At 53.0% G+C, this 18108-nt stretch carries 10 protein-coding genes, 1 tRNA gene and 3 rRNA genes; 11 read left to right on the forward strand and 3 right to left on the reverse strand.

Annotation, left to right across the window (positions count from 1 at the left end; translation table 11 throughout):
* Positions 1–65 precede the first annotated feature (65 nt).
* The 5 genes from IYV58_RS01405 to IYV58_RS01425 all read left to right on the forward strand — a co-directional run bounded on the left by IYV58_RS01405 (position 66) and on the right by IYV58_RS01425 (position 5810).
* Positions 66–2621 (forward strand): fimbria/pilus outer membrane usher protein, encoded by a 2556-nt coding sequence (locus tag IYV58_RS01405; RefSeq protein WP_004127687.1) that lies wholly within the window; start codon positions 66–68, stop codon positions 2619–2621.
* 128 nt (positions 2622–2749) lie between these two features.
* Positions 2750–3721 (forward strand): fimbrial protein, encoded by a 972-nt coding sequence (locus tag IYV58_RS01410; protein WP_032742233.1) that lies wholly within the window; start codon positions 2750–2752, stop codon positions 3719–3721.
* Positions 3722–3746: 25 nt separating this feature from the next.
* Entirely contained in the window at positions 3747–4289 is a 543-nt protein-coding gene (locus tag IYV58_RS01415; RefSeq protein WP_139529538.1) for a fimbrial protein, read from the forward strand.
* A 92-nt stretch (positions 4290–4381) separates the two neighbouring features.
* Positions 4382–5080, forward strand: coding sequence for a LuxR C-terminal-related transcriptional regulator (locus IYV58_RS01420; protein ID WP_032742004.1), 699 nt, complete (start codon positions 4382–4384; stop codon positions 5078–5080).
* Positions 5081–5156: 76 nt separating this feature from the next.
* Complete coding sequence (locus IYV58_RS01425) at positions 5157–5810, forward strand: helix-turn-helix transcriptional regulator (RefSeq protein ID WP_004127701.1); 654 nt, start codon at positions 5157–5159, stop codon at positions 5808–5810.
* A 150-nt stretch (positions 5811–5960) separates the two neighbouring features.
* On the opposite strand, the gene purD is transcribed toward IYV58_RS01425, so the two are convergent.
* Together purD and purH are read right to left on the reverse strand one after the other, a co-directional pair.
* Complete coding sequence (purD, locus tag IYV58_RS01430; protein ID WP_087828918.1) at positions 5961–7253, reverse strand: phosphoribosylamine--glycine ligase; 1293 nt, start codon at positions 7251–7253, stop codon at positions 5961–5963.
* 15 nt (positions 7254–7268) lie between these two features.
* A complete protein-coding gene (purH, locus tag IYV58_RS01435) occupies positions 7269–8858 on the reverse strand; it encodes a bifunctional phosphoribosylaminoimidazolecarboxamide formyltransferase/IMP cyclohydrolase (RefSeq protein WP_004127706.1) in 1590 nt (529 codons plus the stop codon).
* A 636-nt stretch (positions 8859–9494) separates the two neighbouring features.
* Here purH and IYV58_RS01440 point away from each other — a divergent pair.
* From IYV58_RS01440 to rrf, 4 genes are all read left to right on the forward strand, one after another.
* Positions 9495–11034: ribosomal RNA gene (locus tag IYV58_RS01440) — 16S ribosomal RNA — on the forward strand.
* 87 nt (positions 11035–11121) lie between these two features.
* Positions 11122–11196, forward strand: a tRNA-Glu gene (locus tag IYV58_RS01445).
* A gap of 190 nt (positions 11197–11386) precedes the next feature.
* A 23S ribosomal RNA gene (locus IYV58_RS01450) occupies positions 11387–14292 on the forward strand.
* 201 nt (positions 14293–14493) lie between these two features.
* A 5S ribosomal RNA gene (gene rrf / locus IYV58_RS01455) occupies positions 14494–14609 on the forward strand.
* Together the 16S, 23S and 5S rRNA genes with 1 tRNA gene alongside form the textbook arrangement of a ribosomal RNA operon.
* A gap of 99 nt (positions 14610–14708) precedes the next feature.
* Here rrf and IYV58_RS01460 read toward each other — a convergent pair.
* Positions 14709–15146, reverse strand: coding sequence for an acetyltransferase (locus tag IYV58_RS01460; RefSeq protein WP_004127707.1), 438 nt, complete (start codon positions 15144–15146; stop codon positions 14709–14711).
* Between the two features lie 156 nt (positions 15147–15302).
* Here IYV58_RS01460 and metA point away from each other — a divergent pair, with 156 nt between their 5' ends.
* Positions 15303–16232: a homoserine O-acetyltransferase MetA gene (gene metA, locus IYV58_RS01465; RefSeq protein ID WP_004109666.1), complete on the forward strand. Its 930-nt coding sequence runs from the start codon at positions 15303–15305 to the stop codon at positions 16230–16232.
* Between the two features lie 259 nt (positions 16233–16491).
* The gene (aceB, locus tag IYV58_RS01470) at positions 16492–18093 is read left to right on the forward strand and encodes a malate synthase A (protein WP_087829618.1); all 1602 of its coding nucleotides are present in this window, start codon (positions 16492–16494) and stop codon (positions 18091–18093) included.
* Positions 18094–18108 lie beyond the last annotated feature (15 nt).

Below are 18108 nucleotides of genomic sequence, written 5' to 3' on the forward strand. Positions count from 1 at the left end.
GTTGCTTAAACAGGGAAGTAAAAAACGTTAGTCATCCAAACTACGTTTATACATGGAAAAATTAAATGGACACTATAACGAAGAGTCATACTTCGGGGCGGTTTTCACGCTCCCGCCTTGCCTTGCTAGTGACATGTCAGATAGCCATGTTAATGGGCGGGGCTGAACTGGCTAATGCGGCGGGCTACTTCAACCCGGCGTTACTTGAAATAGATAATCCTGATCAGGGAAGCGCGGATTTATCCGTTTTCGAAGAGGGTGAGCTACAGCCGCCGGGAACCTATCGCGTCGATATTTATCTCAACGGTTCAGAGGTCGATACCCGGGACGTGAAATTTTTCCTGGCGACGGACGCCTCCGGTAAGCAAAGCCTCCAGCCCTGCCTGAGCGGTGAGCAGCTCCGCGATATGGGGGTAAAAATCGGCATGTATCCCGGCATAGCAGCCGCAGATGAATGTGCCAATTTCACCGGTGCCATAGACCAGTCCTCTGCCAGCTTCCGCTTTGACCAGCAGCGTTTGAACCTGAGCATCCCGCAGGCCGCGCTGAACTCACAGGCGCGCGGTTATGTTTCTCCGGATAAATGGGACGCGGGTATACCTGCGCTACTGATGAACTACAGCTTTAGCGGGGCGAACACTGAAGCACGGAATAACGACAGCAAAGGTTCTGATACGTACTACCTGAACCTGCGTTCAGGGGCAAACCTGGGGGCATGGCGTTTACGTAACTACTCTACCTGGAACCGTGATAGCCGCGGCAATGAGCACTGGGATTCCATCAATACCTATTTGCAGCGTGACATTCACGTACTGAGAAGCCAGCTGACGCTGGGTGACAGTAACTCGCCAGCGGATATTTTTGATTCCGTACCGTTTCGTGGGGCACAGCTCTCTTCCGACGATGACATGCTGCCGGACAGCCTCAAAGGCTATTCACCAGTGGTGCGTGGTATTGCGCGGAGTAATGCGCAGGTCACCATCCGCCAGAACGGATACGTCATCTATCAAAGTTATGTACCGGCCGGATCGTTTGCCATTTCTGACCTCTACCCGACGGCGGGCAGTGGCGACCTGAACGTGACCATTAAAGAAGCCGATGGTAGCGAGCAAACGATGGTCGTGCCTTTTGCCTCCGTTCCGGTTCTTCAGCGCGAAGGACGTCTGAAATACAGCATCACTAGCGGCCAGTACCGTTCATATAACAACGATGTTGAAAAAACGCTGTTCACTCAGGGAACCGCGATTTTTGGTTTGCCACATGGCGCAACGATCTATGGCGGGGTACAGGCAGCGAGCAAATATCAGTCGTTGGCCATCGGCCTTGGTCAGAACCTTGGCGCTATCGGTGCGCTATCTGCCGACATTACCCAGGCGTGGTCCAGGCAGGAACATCAGGATAAAGACAACGGCCAATCGTACAGGCTGCGCTACGGCAAAAGCTTTGTGCAAACCGGTACTAACTTCAGCCTGGCCAGCTACCGCTATTCCACTTCAGGCTTTTATACATTGCAGGAGGCGCTGGAAAGCTATGCCGGAGAAAACGGATATTATAACGATCATAAGAAAAGCCGTGCGGAACTGACGTTGAGCCAGAACTTGTGGCAAAAGGCAGGTTCGCTGTCGGTAAGCGTGGTGAAAGAAGAGTACTGGAATAACAACCGTTCTACCGAATCGGCCAGCGTGGGCTACAACAACACCTGGAACGGAATCTCTTATGGTCTCAACTATACCTATAGCCGCAATGGCGTCGACAGCCATCAAAATCGGACCTATTACACCGATCGGATTGTCGCTGTGAATGTCAGCGTCCCATTAAGCAAATGGTTGCCGGGAAGCTACGCCACCTACAACCTTAATAGCAGTAAAAACGGTAATACCTCACAAAGCGTTGGCCTTAGTGGTACTGCGCTGCCTGACGACAACCTGAATTACAGTATCAGCCAGGGTTTCGCTTCTCAGGGTGAAGAGGCGAACGGCTACGCCAGCGCCGACTACAAAGGCGGTTACGGTGAGGTGAATGTCGGTTATGGCTATGACCATAGCCAGAGCCGCGTGGATTACGGCCTGCAGGGCGGTATCCTGGTGCATGAAAACGGGGTCACGCTTTCCCAGCCGCTGAGTGAAACCATGGCGCTGGTAAAAGCGCCAGGCGCGGGTGACGTGAGCATTGCCAACAACACCGGTGTGAAAACTGACTGGCGCGGCTATGCGGTAGTGCCTTACGTCACGGCATACCGACGCAACCAGATCGCACTCGACACATCAACCTTACCGGACAACGTGGATATGACGCTGACCAGTACCTCGGTGATCCCAACTCGTGGGGCCGTGGTACGCGCGGACTTTGATCCGAACGTCGGCCAGCGTGTACTGATGACGCTGACTCGCGCCAACGGCGAGCCGGTACCTTTCGGCGCCACCGCGGGTAGCGATGGCAAAAATAGCGGCGCCAGCATCGTTGGCGACGGTGGCCAGGTTTACCTGTCGGGCATGGCCGATTCTGGAACGCTCACGCTGAAATGGGGATCCTCAGCGGATCAGACCTGTCAGGTGAATTACCGTCTGCCTGAACAAACGGCGACATCGGGTATTCAACTTATGAATGGAGACTGCCGGTAAGGCGGAATATGGAAATGACCGAGCGCACGAATAAAATTTTCACCGACGTGATACCGCGCCGAAACCTATTATGCTGTTTCGCTAGTGTAAAAAACGCGGCGTTGCTTTGTCTGGCTCTGGCGGGGGGGATGCTGAGTACTGCCGCCAGCGCGGCAGAGTGTTATGCGACTGCCGGGCAGAAGTCCTATAACTTCGATATGAATTATTTGTTAGCCGATCCGTCGCAAAACTCGGCAGGAAGGGTGATCAACAATGCCTATCAGTGGAACCTCAGCGGCAACTATAACGTGACCTGTTCTTGCTCAGGCAGCTATACCGGGGCTTATATTACCGCAAAAGTGCCGGATACCGGCCAGGTATACAGCGATGGCAACCTCAACTATTACGCGATTAACGAGTACCTGGCCGTAGCCAGCGAGGTCTTTATTGGCGGCAACTATCAGGCTTTAAAGGCAACGCCGTTCACCAGCGTCAGCAACCAGAACATTTCGGTAAGCTGCGACAAATACCCTTACGGAACCGGTGCGCGTGGAACGATTTCCCTGTACTTCCGCCGGCCGTTTGTGGGGGTTCAGAGCATCCCTCTGACCAAAGTCGTCGATGTGTATATCGCATCCGATGCAACGACTCAGGCCAGCACGCCGGTTTCAACCGTCTGGATGAGCGGAACTGTCACCGTCCCGCAATCCTGCATGATTAATGGCGGCGGCGTTATTACCGTGCCTTTAGGTAGCATCATGTCTGGCGATATTGCCACTAAAGGCGAAATGGCTAAAAACTTCACGCCAAAAAACGTCAACTTTGACGTGGCCTGTACCAATATCTCCGAAGGCGTGAAGGTGAGTCTCTCCTTCCAGGGAACCCCGGATGCGAACGACCCGACCGCGTTCTCGACGACCAACAATGACGTGGGCGTCAGAATCCAGAACCCATCAGGAAACACAATCGTTCCGCAGGGTGGAGAATTACCGCTGACGATGGACTACAGCTCCCAGGTGGGGACATCGTCGATTAGCCTATTTCCAATTAACACGACAGGTAAAGAGCCTGAGACAGGTGACTTCACCGCAACGGCCACTATTCGTGCTGAAATACAATAATTCCGGGGGAAACCGGTAAGGGAAAATGATGAAGGGATCAATATCTTTATTGAGCAAACAAGCTCCGGCATTACTGCTATGTTTGGCCGCCGCTGTACTCTCGCAGTCAGCGAGCGCTGCTGACACACAGCTGAATATCACTGGTAATATTAAAGCTTCTCCGTGTAAAGTTAATGTGCCGACCGGAGGGGTTAATGTGGATCTGGGGCAGAATATTATGGCTGCGACATTATCGGATGCCGGCTCAGCCACAGAGTGGAAGCCTATCGCTATTGAAATAATAAGTTGCCCGGCGACGACTTCATCGGCCACTATGATCCTGAACGGCACGCCGGATGCCACGGAGAGTGCCATGTACTCGAATGCTGGAACGGCAACTGGGGTACAAATTGAGCTGCAAAATACGGCGGGAGCCGCGTTGGGTAATGCCTCAACGATGATTCAGGATATTAATGCCGCGACCCAGAGTACGACCTTTAATATGCAGGCGCGAGCATACAGCTCGAAGGGTAAAGCGACGCCAGGTACTATCGTCGGCGCGGTGCAATTAACCTTCGTATACCAGTAATGACAAATAAGCGCGGACTCAGGAAGAGTCCGTGCTTTAATCAGAATATCCCTTTCGTTTGGGAGCGTGACTAATAATACAAGGAAAGTATTATGAATAATATTAATAGCTCAAACTCATCGTGTGCCTCTCTTGCAGGATCGCCTGGTCGAGGCGTGCTGATAATGGATGCATGCCCCATTACCGCGCTGGGTATCAAACGCGTGTTGATCCAGGCCTGCGGGATCATCGAGCCTATAAACGATGTAAGAAATCTTGCCAGTATTTCGCCGATCGTTGCCAGCGCACCACCCGCGCTGATTGTCATGGATATCTGTGGCGAAAAAGAGCTAATGCTTGATGGGCTGCGCTTGCTGGCCCACCTGTATGAATCACATCCAGCGATAAAAATTATAATCTGTACCGATTTTCGCGATCCCCGCGTGCTTGAGCTGTTGGCCTTGTCGAATGCCCGCGGCATCCTATTAAAACACGAGCCGGTTCTGGCGCTGGCACAATGTGTTTCCGAAGTCATGTCAGGCGGACGACAGTGGTTGAGCCCGAAAACAAAACAGCTGCTTTCTAAGACAACTCGGACAAATAGCCCGCTGACCGCTCGGGAACTGGATGTACTCGTGCATCTGTTTTCAGGGCAAAATGTTTCTCGTGTCGCGCAGACGTTACATCGTAATATCCGTACGGTAAGTACGCATAAGCGCAATGCGATGGTAAAGCTGGGTTTTCACAACGACAGTGAACTCTTTTCTCAGGGGACCTGGATGGCAAAAGTTGGCCCCGTTGCCTGTCTTTAAGAGCTAACCATGAATTGTGTTGTACACAACGAAGGGCCGGGGACATCTCGGCCAGCAAGCAAGGAGCAGCTGCGTGATGAATTTATCGTCTCCATCGTCTCGAACGATCGCTTTGATGGATAGCCATCCCCTGACGCTTTCCGGGCTTTCGACACTTATTAAATCCGTTGACGCAACATGCGATATTCGGATCACCGAGTCGAGCCTGGGCAAAATCTCAGAAGCGCTGATGTACCAGTCCGTCGATATTCTTGTTACCGATTTGCAAAGCGCAGAAGAAAACCCGCACGAAGGGCTGGATATTTTACTGCGCCTGGGAGCTCAGTTCCCTGAGCTGAATGTGGTGGTGTATACGTTTTGCCATGACAGCAACGAGCTGCGGAAGTTACTCAATCAGCATAACTTCAGCGTGATAGCGCGCGGGGAGTCGATGACGGACACTGAGGACTTCTTTAAAAGGGCGTTTGTGCAAAAGCGTATACTCAGTCCGAAAATTTGCAGCAACCTCGCGCGGATTAATCACAACCATGAGAGCGTCACCTCCAGATTGACGCGCAGTGAAATTGATGTGCTGAAGCATCTGTTTAACGGTATGGATTTACAGCAAATTGCGGGTATGAAGCAGTTAAGTATCAAAACGATCAGCGCGCATAAATGTAATGCGATGCGCAAACTCGGGGTGCAATCGGATTCTGAATTGTTTGTTTTACTGAAAAATACATTCGATTAGCAGCTGATGCGGCGGCGTGAGGCATCTGAATCCAATGCATAGACAGGAACAGAAGCGCATGCGCTATGCGCTGATGAGCGCCACGGTGAGTGTGGTGGTCACAAAGTGGCCCCCTCACCGGCCCGCGGCGAAGGGGAACCGAGGACTCTGTTACGCGTCTTGCTCGCGCGCGATTGCGCGATAACCAATATCCTGGCGGCTGAAGCTGCCGTTCCAGCGAATATCCGCCATTAGCGCATAGGCACGCTTCTGCGCTTGTGCGACGGTATTGCCCAGCGCAGTCGCACACAGCACGCGACCGCCGTTGGTCAGCACCCGATCGTCATCAGAGAGCTTCGTACCGGCGTGGAACACTTTACCGTCCTCAATCTCTTCCAGCGGCAGGCCGTGGATCTCATCACCGGTAGTGTAGTTGCCCGGATAGCCGCCGGCAGCAATCACCACGCCCAGAGAAGCGCGTTCGTCCCACTCGGAGGTTTTCTTGTCCAACTGGCCTTCACACGCAGCCAGGCAGAGATCGACCAGATCGGATTTCATGCGCAGCATGATCGGCTGGGTTTCCGGATCGCCAAAACGGCAGTTGAACTCGATAACCTTTGGATTGCCCTGTTTGTCGATCATCAGGCCCGCGTAAAGGAAACCGGTATAGGTATTCCCTTCCGCGGCCATACCTTTTACGGTTGGCCAGATAATGCGTTCCATAGTGCGCTGGTGAACTTCATCGGTTACTACCGGTGCCGGTGAATAAGCGCCCATGCCGCCAGTGTTCGGGCCGGTATCGCCATTGCCCACGCGTTTGTGATCCTGGCTGGTCGCCATCGGCAGGACGTGCTCGCCGTCGACCATCACGATAAAGCTCGCCTCTTCGCCGTCGAGAAATTCTTCGATGACGATGCGGTGTCCGGCGTCGCCAAAGGCGTTACCTGCCAGCATGTCGTGAACGGCGGCTTCCGCTTCTTCCAGCGTCATGGCGACAATTACGCCTTTGCCGGCGGCCAGGCCGTCGGCCTTGATAACGATCGGCGCGCCTTTCTCACGCAGATAGGCCAGCGCGGGCTCGATGTCGGTGAAGTTCTGATACTCCGCCGTCGGGATTTGATGACGGGCGAGGAAATCTTTAGTGAAGGCTTTGGAACCTTCCAGCTGCGCGGCGCCTTCGGTTGGACCGAAGATTTTCAGGCCAGCGGCGCGGAATGCATCTACCACGCCAATCACCAGCGGCGCTTCCGGACCAACGATGGTCAGATCAATCTTCTCGTTCTGGGCAAAGCTCAGCAGGGCCGGAATATCGGTGACGCCGATAGCTACGTTCTGCAGCGTCGGTTCCAGGGCGGTACCCGCGTTACCCGGGGCGACAAAAACGGTATCAACCAGCGGTGACTGTGCGGCCTTCCAGGCCAGCGCGTGTTCGCGCCCGCCGTTGCCAATAACTAATACTTTCATCGTCTGCTCCGTAAATTAATGGCGGAAGTGGCGCATATCGGTGAAGATCATCGCGATGCCGTGCTCATCGGCGGCGGCAATCACCTCTTCGTCGCGAATAGAACCGCCAGGCTGAATGACGCAGCTCACGCCAACGGCAGCAGCGGCGTCAATACCGTCGCGGAACGGGAAGAAGGCGTCGGAGGCCATAGCCGAACCTTTCACTTCCAGACCTTCATCACCGGCTTTAATCCCGGCGATTTTGGCCGAGTAAACGCGGCTCATCTGGCCTGCGCCTATCCCGATGGTCATGTTCTCTTTGGCGTAGACGATGGCGTTGGATTTCACGAATTTCGCCACTTTCCAGCAGAACAGGGCGTCACGCAACTCCTGTTCGGTTGGCTGACGTTTGGAAACCACTCGCAGTTCGCCTTCCGTCACCATGCCCAGGTCGCGGTCCTGAACCAGCAGGCCGCCGTTAACGCGTTTGAAGTCCAGACCCGGCACGCGCTGCGTCCACTGACCGCAGGTCAGGACGCGGACGTTCTGTTTAGCCGCCGTGATTTTCAGCGCTTCTTCTGTCGCGGACGGTGCGATGATCACTTCAACAAACTGGCGGGAGATGATCGCTTGCGCGGTTTCAGCATCCAGTTCGCGGTTAAAGGCGATAATGCCGCCAAAGGCCGAGGTCGGGTCGGTTTTATACGCGCGGTCGTAGGCGTCAAGAAGGGAGGTGCTTACCGCCACACCGCACGGGTTGGCGTGCTTCACGATAACGCAGGCCGGCTCGCTAAACTCTTTCACGCACTCCAGCGCCGCGTCGGTATCGGCGATGTTGTTATAAGAGAGGGCTTTGCCCTGAACCTGCTGCGCGGTCGCCACGGAAGCTTCTTTGATTTCTTCTTCTATATAGAAGGCAGCCTGCTGGTGGCTATTTTCACCGTAACGCATATCCTGCTTCTTAATGAAGTTCAGGTTCAGCGTACGCGGGAAGCGGCCGGCGGCTTCTTTGCTCTCGCCGTGATAAGCCGGGACCATGCTGCCAAAGTAGTTGGCAATCATGCTGTCGTAGGCTGCGGTATGTTCAAATGCTTTAATGGCGAGGTCGAAGCGGGTGTCGAGGGTTAAGGAACCTTCGTTGGCTTCCATCTCTTTAATAATGGCATCGTAGTCGCTGCTCTTTACCACAATGGCGACGTCTTTATGGTTCTTCGCCGCTGAGCGAACCATGGTTGGACCGCCGATATCAATGTTCTCAACCGCGTCTTCCAGCGAGCACCCCTCGCGGGCCACGGTTTGAGCAAACGGATACAGGTTAACAACCACCATATCGATAGGGGCGATACCGTGCTGTTGCATAATGCCATCATCCTGGCCGCGACGGCCGAGAATGCCGCCGTGAACTTTCGGATGCAGGGTCTTCACGCGTCCGTCCATCATTTCCGGGAAACCGGTGTAGTCAGAGACTTCGGTCACCGGCAGACCTTTCTCAGCCAGCAGGCGTGCGGTACCACCCGTAGAGAGTAGCTCGACACCACGAGCGGAAAGCGCCTGCGCGAATTCGACGATACCGGCCTTGTCAGAAACACTGAGCAGTGCGCGGCGGACTGGACGACGTTGTTGCATAGTATTAAATCCCCAGGATTTGAATATTACAGAGAGCGTTAGGTGAGTTTTTGTCTAAAAACTCACCTAACGCACCCAACCGGGCATCCTTGTTATAGCGCGGCATTGTAACGAAAACGTTTGCGCAACGCTCGCGAATTTTTATCTTTCTCTTTTTAGCCCCGGATGCCGCCTGGATAGACCTTATATAGAGAAGAGAGATGGCCTTTATAAGGGGGCATCTTTCATCATCTGTGGATAATTCTGTGTGTAACAGGGTATAAAGCGGGGTTTTGCTGGGGAATGCAGCAGTCAGTCATTTTTCTGCAATTTATCTATTGCGGATGCTCGGGAACTCCCTATAATGCGCCTCCATCGACACGGCAGATGTGAATCACTTCACAAACAGCCCGGTCGGTTGAAGAGAAAAAATCCTGAAATAACGGGTTGACTCTGAAAGAGGAAAGCGTAATATACGCCACCTCGCAACGGTGAGCGAAAGCCGCGTTGCACTGCTCTTTAACAATTTATCCGACAATCTGTGTGGGCACTCAAAGTGACATGGATTCTTAACGTCGCAAGACGAAAAATGAATACCAAGTCTCTGAGTGAACATACGTAATTCATTACGAAGTTTAATTCACGAGCATCAAACTTAAATTGAAGAGTTTGATCATGGCTCAGATTGAACGCTGGCGGCAGGCCTAACACATGCAAGTCGAACGGTAGCACAGAGAGCTTGCTCTCGGGTGACGAGTGGCGGACGGGTGAGTAATGTCTGGGAAACTGCCTGATGGAGGGGGATAACTACTGGAAACGGTAGCTAATACCGCATAACGTCGCAAGACCAAAGAGGGGGACCTTCGGGCCTCTTGCCATCAGATGTGCCCAGATGGGATTAGCTAGTAGGTGGGGTAACGGCTCACCTAGGCGACGATCCCTAGCTGGTCTGAGAGGATGACCAGCCACACTGGAACTGAGACACGGTCCAGACTCCTACGGGAGGCAGCAGTGGGGAATATTGCACAATGGGCGCAAGCCTGATGCAGCCATGCCGCGTGTATGAAGAAGGCCTTCGGGTTGTAAAGTACTTTCAGCGGGGAGGAAGGCGATAAGGTTAATAACCTTGTCGATTGACGTTACCCGCAGAAGAAGCACCGGCTAACTCCGTGCCAGCAGCCGCGGTAATACGGAGGGTGCAAGCGTTAATCGGAATTACTGGGCGTAAAGCGCACGCAGGCGGTCTGTCAAGTCGGATGTGAAATCCCCGGGCTCAACCTGGGAACTGCATTCGAAACTGGCAGGCTGGAGTCTTGTAGAGGGGGGTAGAATTCCAGGTGTAGCGGTGAAATGCGTAGAGATCTGGAGGAATACCGGTGGCGAAGGCGGCCCCCTGGACAAAGACTGACGCTCAGGTGCGAAAGCGTGGGGAGCAAACAGGATTAGATACCCTGGTAGTCCACGCTGTAAACGATGTCGACTTGGAGGTTGTTCCCTTGAGGAGTGGCTTCCGGAGCTAACGCGTTAAGTCGACCGCCTGGGGAGTACGGCCGCAAGGTTAAAACTCAAATGAATTGACGGGGGCCCGCACAAGCGGTGGAGCATGTGGTTTAATTCGATGCAACGCGAAGAACCTTACCTACTCTTGACATCCAGAGAACTTAGCAGAGATGCTTTGGTGCCTTCGGGAACTCTGAGACAGGTGCTGCATGGCTGTCGTCAGCTCGTGTTGTGAAATGTTGGGTTAAGTCCCGCAACGAGCGCAACCCTTATCCTTTGTTGCCAGCGGTCCGGCCGGGAACTCAAAGGAGACTGCCAGTGATAAACTGGAGGAAGGTGGGGATGACGTCAAGTCATCATGGCCCTTACGAGTAGGGCTACACACGTGCTACAATGGCATATACAAAGAGAAGCGACCTCGCGAGAGCAAGCGGACCTCATAAAGTATGTCGTAGTCCGGATTGGAGTCTGCAACTCGACTCCATGAAGTCGGAATCGCTAGTAATCGTGGATCAGAATGCCACGGTGAATACGTTCCCGGGCCTTGTACACACCGCCCGTCACACCATGGGAGTGGGTTGCAAAAGAAGTAGGTAGCTTAACCTTCGGGAGGGCGCTTACCACTTTGTGATTCATGACTGGGGTGAAGTCGTAACAAGGTAACCGTAGGGGAACCTGCGGTTGGATCACCTCCTTACCTTAAAGAACCTGCCTTTGTAGTGTCCACACAGATTGTCTGATAGATGTAAAGAAGCAAGACGGCTGCGAAGTCGCGACACCTCGTGTCCCCTTCGTCTAGCGGTTAGGACTCCGCCCTTTCACGGCGGCAACAGGGGTTCGAATCCCCTAGGGGACGCCACTTGCTGGCTGTGAGTGAAAGGCACAACCAACCGATATCTCAAAACTCATCTTCGGGTGACGTTTGAGATATTTGCTCTTTAAAAATCTGGATCAAGCTGAAAATTGAAACGACACACAGTTAATGTGTGTTCGAGTCTCTCAAATTTTCGCGACACGACGATGTTTTACGAAACATCTTCGGGTTGTGAGGTTAAGCGACTAAGCGTACACGGTGGATGCCCTGGCAGTCAGAGGCGATGAAGGACGTGCTAATCTGCGAAAAGCGTCGGTAAGGTGATATGAACCGTTACAGCCGGCGATGTCCGAATGGGGAAACCCAGTGCAATTCGTTGCACTATCGTTTGATGAATACATAGTCAAACGAGGCGAACCGGGGGAACTGAAACATCTAAGTACCCCGAGGAAAAGAAATCAACCGAGATTCCCCCAGTAGCGGCGAGCGAACGGGGAGCAGCCCGGAGTCTGAATCAGCTTGTGTGTTAGTGGAAGCGTCTGGAAAGTCGCAGGGTACAGGGTGATACTCCCGTACACTAAAACGCACAGGTTGTGAACTCGAAGAGTAGGGCGGGACACGTGGTATCCTGTCTGAATATGGGGGGACCATCCTCCAAGGCTAAATACTCCTGACTGACCGATAGTGAACCAGTACCGTGAGGGAAAGGCGAAAAGAACCCCGGCGAGGGGAGTGAAAAAGAACCTGAAACCGTGTACGTACAAGCAGTGGGAGCCCACTTGTTGGGTGACTGCGTACCTTTTGTATAATGGGTCAGCGACTTATATTCTGTAGCAAGGTTAACCGTATAGGGGAGCCGCAGGGAAACCGAGTCTTAACTGGGCGTTAAGTTGCAGGGTATAGACCCGAAACCCGGTGATCTAGCCATGGGCAGGTTGAAGGTTGGGTAACACTAACTGGAGGACCGAACCGACTAATGTTGAAAAATTAGCGGATGACTTGTGGCTGGGGGTGAAAGGCCAATCAAACCGGGAGATAGCTGGTTCTCCCCGAAAGCTATTTAGGTAGCGCCTCGTGAACTCATCTTCGGGGGTAGAGCACTGTTTCGGCTAGGGGGTCATCCCGACTTACCAACCCGATGCAAACTACGAATACCGAAGAATGTTATCACGGGAGACACACGGCGGGTGCTAACGTCCGTCGTGAAGAGGGAAACAACCCAGACCGCCAGCTAAGGTCCCAAAGTCATGGTTAAGTGGGAAACGATGTGGGAAGGCCCAGACAGCCAGGATGTTGGCTTAGAAGCAGCCATCATTTAAAGAAAGCGTAATAGCTCACTGGTCGAGTCGGCCTGCGCGGAAGATGTAACGGGGCTAAACCATGCACCGAAGCTGCGGCAGCGACACTATGTGTTGTTGGGTAGGGGAGCGTTCTGTAAGCCGTTGAAGGTGGCCTGTGAGGGTTGCTGGAGGTATCAGAAGTGCGAATGCTGACATAAGTAACGATAATGCGGGTGAAAAACCCGCACGCCGGAAGACCAAGGGTTCCTGTCCAACGTTAATCGGGGCAGGGTGAGTCGACCCCTAAGGCGAGGCCGAAAGGCGTAGTCGATGGGAAACAGGTTAATATTCCTGTACTTGGTGTTACTGCGAAGGGGGGACGGAGAAGGCTATGTTGGCCGGGCGACGGTTGTCCCGGTTTAAGCGTGTAGGTGTGTGTTCCAGGTAAATCCGGTTCACTTTAACACTGAGGCGTGATGACGAGGCACTACGGTGCTGAAGTGACAAATGCCCTGCTTCCAGGAAAAGCCTCTAAGCATCAGGTAACATCAAATCGTACCCCAAACCGACACAGGTGGTCAGGTAGAGAATACCAAGGCGCTTGAGAGAACTCGGGTGAAGGAACTAGGCAAAATGGTGCCGTAACTTCGGGAGAAGGCACGCTGATATGTAGGTGAAGTGGTTTACCCATGGAGCTGAAATCAGTCGAAGATACCAGCTGGCTGCAACTGTTTATTAAAAACACAGCACTGTGCAAACACGAAAGTGGACGTATACGGTGTGACGCCTGCCCGGTGCCGGAAGGTTAATTGATGGGGTTATCCGTAAGGAGAAGCTCTTGATCGAAGCCCCGGTAAACGGCGGCCGTAACTATAACGGTCCTAAGGTAGCGAAATTCCTTGTCGGGTAAGTTCCGACCTGCACGAATGGCGTAATGATGGCCAGGCTGTCTCCACCCGAGACTCAGTGAAATTGAACTCGCTGTGAAGATGCAGTGTACCCGCGGCAAGACGGAAAGACCCCGTGAACCTTTACTATAGCTTGACACTGAACACTGGTCCTTGATGTGTAGGATAGGTGGGAGGCTTTGAAGTGTGGACGCCAGTCTGCATGGAGCCATCCTTGAAATACCACCCTTTAATGGCTGGTGTTCTAACGTGGGCCCGTAATCCGGGTTGCGGACAGTGTCTGGTGGGTAGTTTGACTGGGGCGGTCTCCTCCTAAAGAGTAACGGAGGAGCACGAAGGTCAGCTAATCCTGGTCGGACATCAGGAGGTTAGTGCAATGGCATAAGCTGGCTTGACTGCGAGCGTGACGGCGCGAGCAGGTGCGAAAGCAGGTCATAGTGATCCGGTGGTTCTGAATGGAAGGGCCATCGCTCAACGGATAAAAGGTACTCCGGGGATAACAGGCTGATACCGCCCAAGAGTTCATATCGACGGCGGTGTTTGGCACCTCGATGTCGGCTCATCACATCCTGGGGCTGAAGTAGGTCCCAAGGGTATGGCTGTTCGCCATTTAAAGTGGTACGCGAGCTGGGTTTAGAACGTCGTGAGACAGTTCGGTCCCTATCTGCCGTGGGCGCTGGAGAATTGAGGGGGGCTGCTCCTAGTACGAGAGGACCGGAGTGGACGCATCACTGGTGTTCGGGTTGTCATGCCAATGGCATTGCCCGGTAGCTAAATGCGGAAGAGATAAGTGCTGAAAGCATCTAAGTACGAAACTTGCCCCGAGATGAGTTCTCCCTGACTCCTTGAGAGTCCTGAAGGAACGTTGAAGACGACGACGTTGATAGGCCGGGTGTGTAAGCGCAGCGATGCGTTGAGCTAACCGGTACTAATGAACCGTGAGGCTTAACCTTACAACGCCGAAGATGTTTTGGCGGATTTGAGAAGACAACAATTTCAGCATTGATTCAGAGTTGAGTACGCAATAATTTGCGCAGCAGCAAGGCGACAAGCGAAGGAAAGGAAGGAGCATACTGAGGTATGTGACTGACTTTGCGAGCGCGGGCAACGCGGCAGATGCGATAAAGAATTGCGTACTGAGCACAAAGAATTTGCCTGGCGGCGATAGCGCGGTGGTCCCACCTGACCCCATGCCGAACTCAGAAGTGAAACGCCGTAGCGCCGATGGTAGTGTGGGGTCTCCCCATGTGAGAGTAGGGAACTGCCAGGCATCAAACACGTGAAGAGCCCATCCTGACGGATGGGCTTTTTGCGTTTTTATGGCCTGAGAACTACCGGATAGAAGTTTATTCTTATCCGGCTCCGTATCTTATTCGTGTACCAGATTCAATAACGGGTAAGGTTTACCGAGATCGTCCGTCTCTGAACGCCCCGTCACCTTAAAGCCCATCTTCTGATAAAATCCGACCGCTTGCTCATTCTGCTCATTAACGTTGGTCGTCAACTTTGGCGCCAGCGTTAGCGCGTGTTCAATCAGTAACTTACCGACGCCGCAGCCGCGGACCATAGGATCAACGAATAGCGCATCCATATGTTCACCCGTAAGAAGCATAAAGGCGATAGGCTCATCTTTCTCCGTTACCGCCACCCACAGCGGCGCTTCGGGTAGAAATGAACTCACCAGCGTTTCGAGTTCCACTCTATACTCTTTTGACAGGAAATCGTGAGTGGCATCAACCGAGCGACGCCAGATCGCAACCAGTTTTTCCCCTTCATCATGCCGTGAACGGCGGATACTAATAACCATAATTGCTCCTTTTATTTGTTCTTATATTCTAACGTAAAAATCTCCGTGAAATTTTCTCACCCTGCACCTGCAGGCTCGACATTCACCTTATTCCTGGGTATCTTCAGCTGTCTGGATGTCTAAACGTTTATACGTATGCTATGAGGTAATAAAGTTATGCCAATTCGGGTGCAGGACGAGCTACCGGCCGTCAATTTCTTGCGTAATGAAAACGTCTTTGTGATGACGACTACTCGCGCGACGACTCAGGAAATCCGCCCGCTGAAGGTGCTCATCCTTAATCTGATGCCGAAGAAAATCGAGACTGAGAATCAGTTTCTGCGACTACTTTCCAACTCTCCCCTGCAGCTTGATATCCAGCTGCTGCGCATCGATGCCCGCGAATCGCGTAATACCCCGGCGGAACACCTGAACAACTTTTACTGCAACTTTGAAGATATTTGCGATCAGAACTTTGATGGCCTGATTGTGACCGGCGCGCCTTTAGGGCTGGTTGAGTTTAATGACGTTGCCTATTGGCCGCAGATCAAGCAGGTACTGGAGTGGGCAAAAGATCATGTCACCTCCACGCTGTTTGTCTGTTGGGCGGTACAGGCTGCCCTTAATATTCTCTACGGTATTCCTAAACAGACCCGCTCTGAAAAAATTTCCGGCGTATATGAACACCATATCCTGCAACCTCATGCCTTATTAACCCGCGGCTTTGACGATAGCTTTTTGGCCCCGCACTCGCGCTATGCCGATTTCCCGGCGGCGCTGATTCGCGACTATACCGATCTTGAGATTCTGGCGGAGACGGAAGAAGGGGACGCCTACCTGTTCGCCAGCAAAGATAAGCGCATCGCCTTCGTGACCGGTCACCCGGAATATGACGCCAATACTCTGGCCAGCGAATTTTTCCGCGATGTAGAAGCGGGCCTCGATCCACAGGTTCCGCACAATTATTTCCCGCAAAACGATCCGCAGAACAAACCGCGTGCCACCTGGCGAAGTCATGGCAATCTGCTGTTTATCAACTGGCTGAATTATTACGTCTACCAGATTACACCATACGATCTACGCCATATGAATCCGACTCTGGATTAATGTCCTACACAACGCGATCCTAAAGCGTTTCAGCATTTTGCCTCTGGCACCTTCGGGTGCCTTTTTTATTTCCGAAACGCGGCTCATATTGTAATTAAACTTTATTTATATTGTTATCAATAGGTTAATTAAGAATTAAATTAAAAATGGAAATTGTTTTTGATTTTGAAAAATAAATGCGTAGTCTTAATTGTGCTGAACGAAAACTACACAACGATCTTACGTTCGCGCCAACTGGATCAACCAAGAGGAGCAGCACATGACGCAGCAGGCGACAATTACTGACGAACTGGCTTTTAGCCAGCCATATGGCGACCAGGAGAAGCAAATCTTAACGCCTGAGGCAGTGGAGTTTCTGACCGAGCTGGTGAGCCGCTTTACGCCAGAACGCAACAAACTCCTGGCGGCGCGTATCCAGCAGCAGCAGGCAATTGACGACGGAAAGCTTCCTGACTTTATTTCGGAAACTGCTTCCATTCGTAATAGTGAATGGAAGATCCGCGGTATTCCGGAGGATTTGCAGGATCGGCGGGTGGAAATCACCGGACCGGTTGAGCGCAAGATGGTGATCAATGCGCTCAATGCGAATGTGAAAGTCTTTATGGCGGATTTCGAAGACTCGCTGGCGCCCGAATGGAACAAAGTCATTGATGGGCAAATTAACCTGCGTGATGCGGTTAACGGCACCATCAGCTACACCAATGAAGCCGGCAAGATTTATCAGCTCAAGCCGAACCCGGCGCTACTGATCTGCCGCGTTCGCGGTCTGCACCTGCCGGAAAAACATGTGACCTGGCGCGGTGAAGCCATTCCCGGCAGCCTGTTCGACTTCGCACTCTATTTCTTCCACAACTACAAAGCGTTACTGGAAAAAGGTAGCGGGCCCTATTTCTATCTGCCGAAGACTCAGGCCTGGCAGGAAGCGGCGTGGTGGAGTGAAGTCTTTAGCTTTACGGAAGACCGTTTTGAGCTGCCGCGCGGCACCGTTAAAGCCACGTTGCTGATTGAAACGCTGCCCGCCGTATTCCAGATGGACGAAATTCTGCACGCCCTGCGCGACCATATTGTTGGCCTGAACTGCGGGCGCTGGGACTACATCTTCAGCTATATCAAAACGCTGAAGAACCACCCTGACCGCGTTTTGCCGGATCGTCAGGTGGTGACGATGGACAAACCTTTCCTCAGCGCCTACTCGCGATTGCTGATTAGGACCTGCCACAAGCGCGGCGCGTTTGCGATGGGCGGCATGGCGGCCTTTATTCCGAGCAAAGATGCCGAGCGAAACAACCAGGTGCTGAACAAGGTAAAAGCAGACAAATCGCTGGAGGCAAATAACGGCCATGATGGTACCTGGATCGCGCATCCCGGGCTGGCTGATACCGCGATGGCCGTTTTTAACGGCGTACTGGGCGAGAACAAAAATCAGCTGTCCGTTACCCGCGAAGACGACGCGCCGATCACTGCTGAACAACTGCTGGCCCCCTGTGAAGGCGAACGGACCGAAGAGGGCATGCGCGCCAATATTCGCGTGGCGGTGCAGTACATCGAAGCGTGGATCTCCGGCAACGGCTGCGTACCGATCTATGGCCTGATGGAAGATGCGGCAACGGCCGAAATCTCCCGTACCTCGATTTGGCAGTGGATCCATCATGAGAAAACCCTCAGTAACGGCATACCTGTTACCAAAGCGCTGTTCCGCCAGTGGCTGGCCGAAGAGATGCGGGTGATTCAGGACGAACTGGGCGAGCACCGCTACAGCAGCGGGCGTTTTGATGAAGCCGCTCGTCTGATGGAACAGATCACTACCTCCGACGAGCTGATCGATTTCTTAACCCTGCCGGGCTATCGCCTTCTGGCCTAATTCACCACACAACAA

Origin of the sequence: Klebsiella sp. BDA134-6 (assembly GCF_015601345.1) — a bacterium.
GTDB classification, from domain to species: domain Bacteria; phylum Pseudomonadota; class Gammaproteobacteria; order Enterobacterales; family Enterobacteriaceae; genus Klebsiella; species Klebsiella grimontii.

Coding starts and splice junctions, on each gene's coding strand:
- IYV58_RS01405 (WP_004127687.1), top strand. CDS start 66: ATGGACACTATAACGAAGAGTCATACTTCGGGGCGGTTTTCACGCTCC.
- IYV58_RS01410 (WP_032742233.1), top strand. CDS start 2,750: ATGCTGAGTACTGCCGCCAGCGCGGCAGAGTGTTATGCGACTGCCGGG.
- IYV58_RS01415 (WP_139529538.1), top strand. CDS start 3,747: ATGATGAAGGGATCAATATCTTTATTGAGCAAACAAGCTCCGGCATTA.
- IYV58_RS01420 (WP_032742004.1), top strand. CDS start 4,382: ATGAATAATATTAATAGCTCAAACTCATCGTGTGCCTCTCTTGCAGGA.
- IYV58_RS01425 (WP_004127701.1), top strand. CDS start 5,157: ATGAATTTATCGTCTCCATCGTCTCGAACGATCGCTTTGATGGATAGC.
- purD (WP_087828918.1), bottom strand. CDS start 7,253: ATGAAAGTATTAGTTATTGGCAACGGCGGGCGCGAACACGCGCTGGCC.
- purH (WP_004127706.1), bottom strand. CDS start 8,858: ATGCAACAACGTCGTCCAGTCCGCCGCGCACTGCTCAGTGTTTCTGAC.
- IYV58_RS01460 (WP_004127707.1), bottom strand. CDS start 15,146: ATGGTTATTAGTATCCGCCGTTCACGGCATGATGAAGGGGAAAAACTG.
- metA (WP_004109666.1), top strand. CDS start 15,303: ATGCCAATTCGGGTGCAGGACGAGCTACCGGCCGTCAATTTCTTGCGT.
- aceB (WP_087829618.1), top strand. CDS start 16,492: ATGACGCAGCAGGCGACAATTACTGACGAACTGGCTTTTAGCCAGCCA.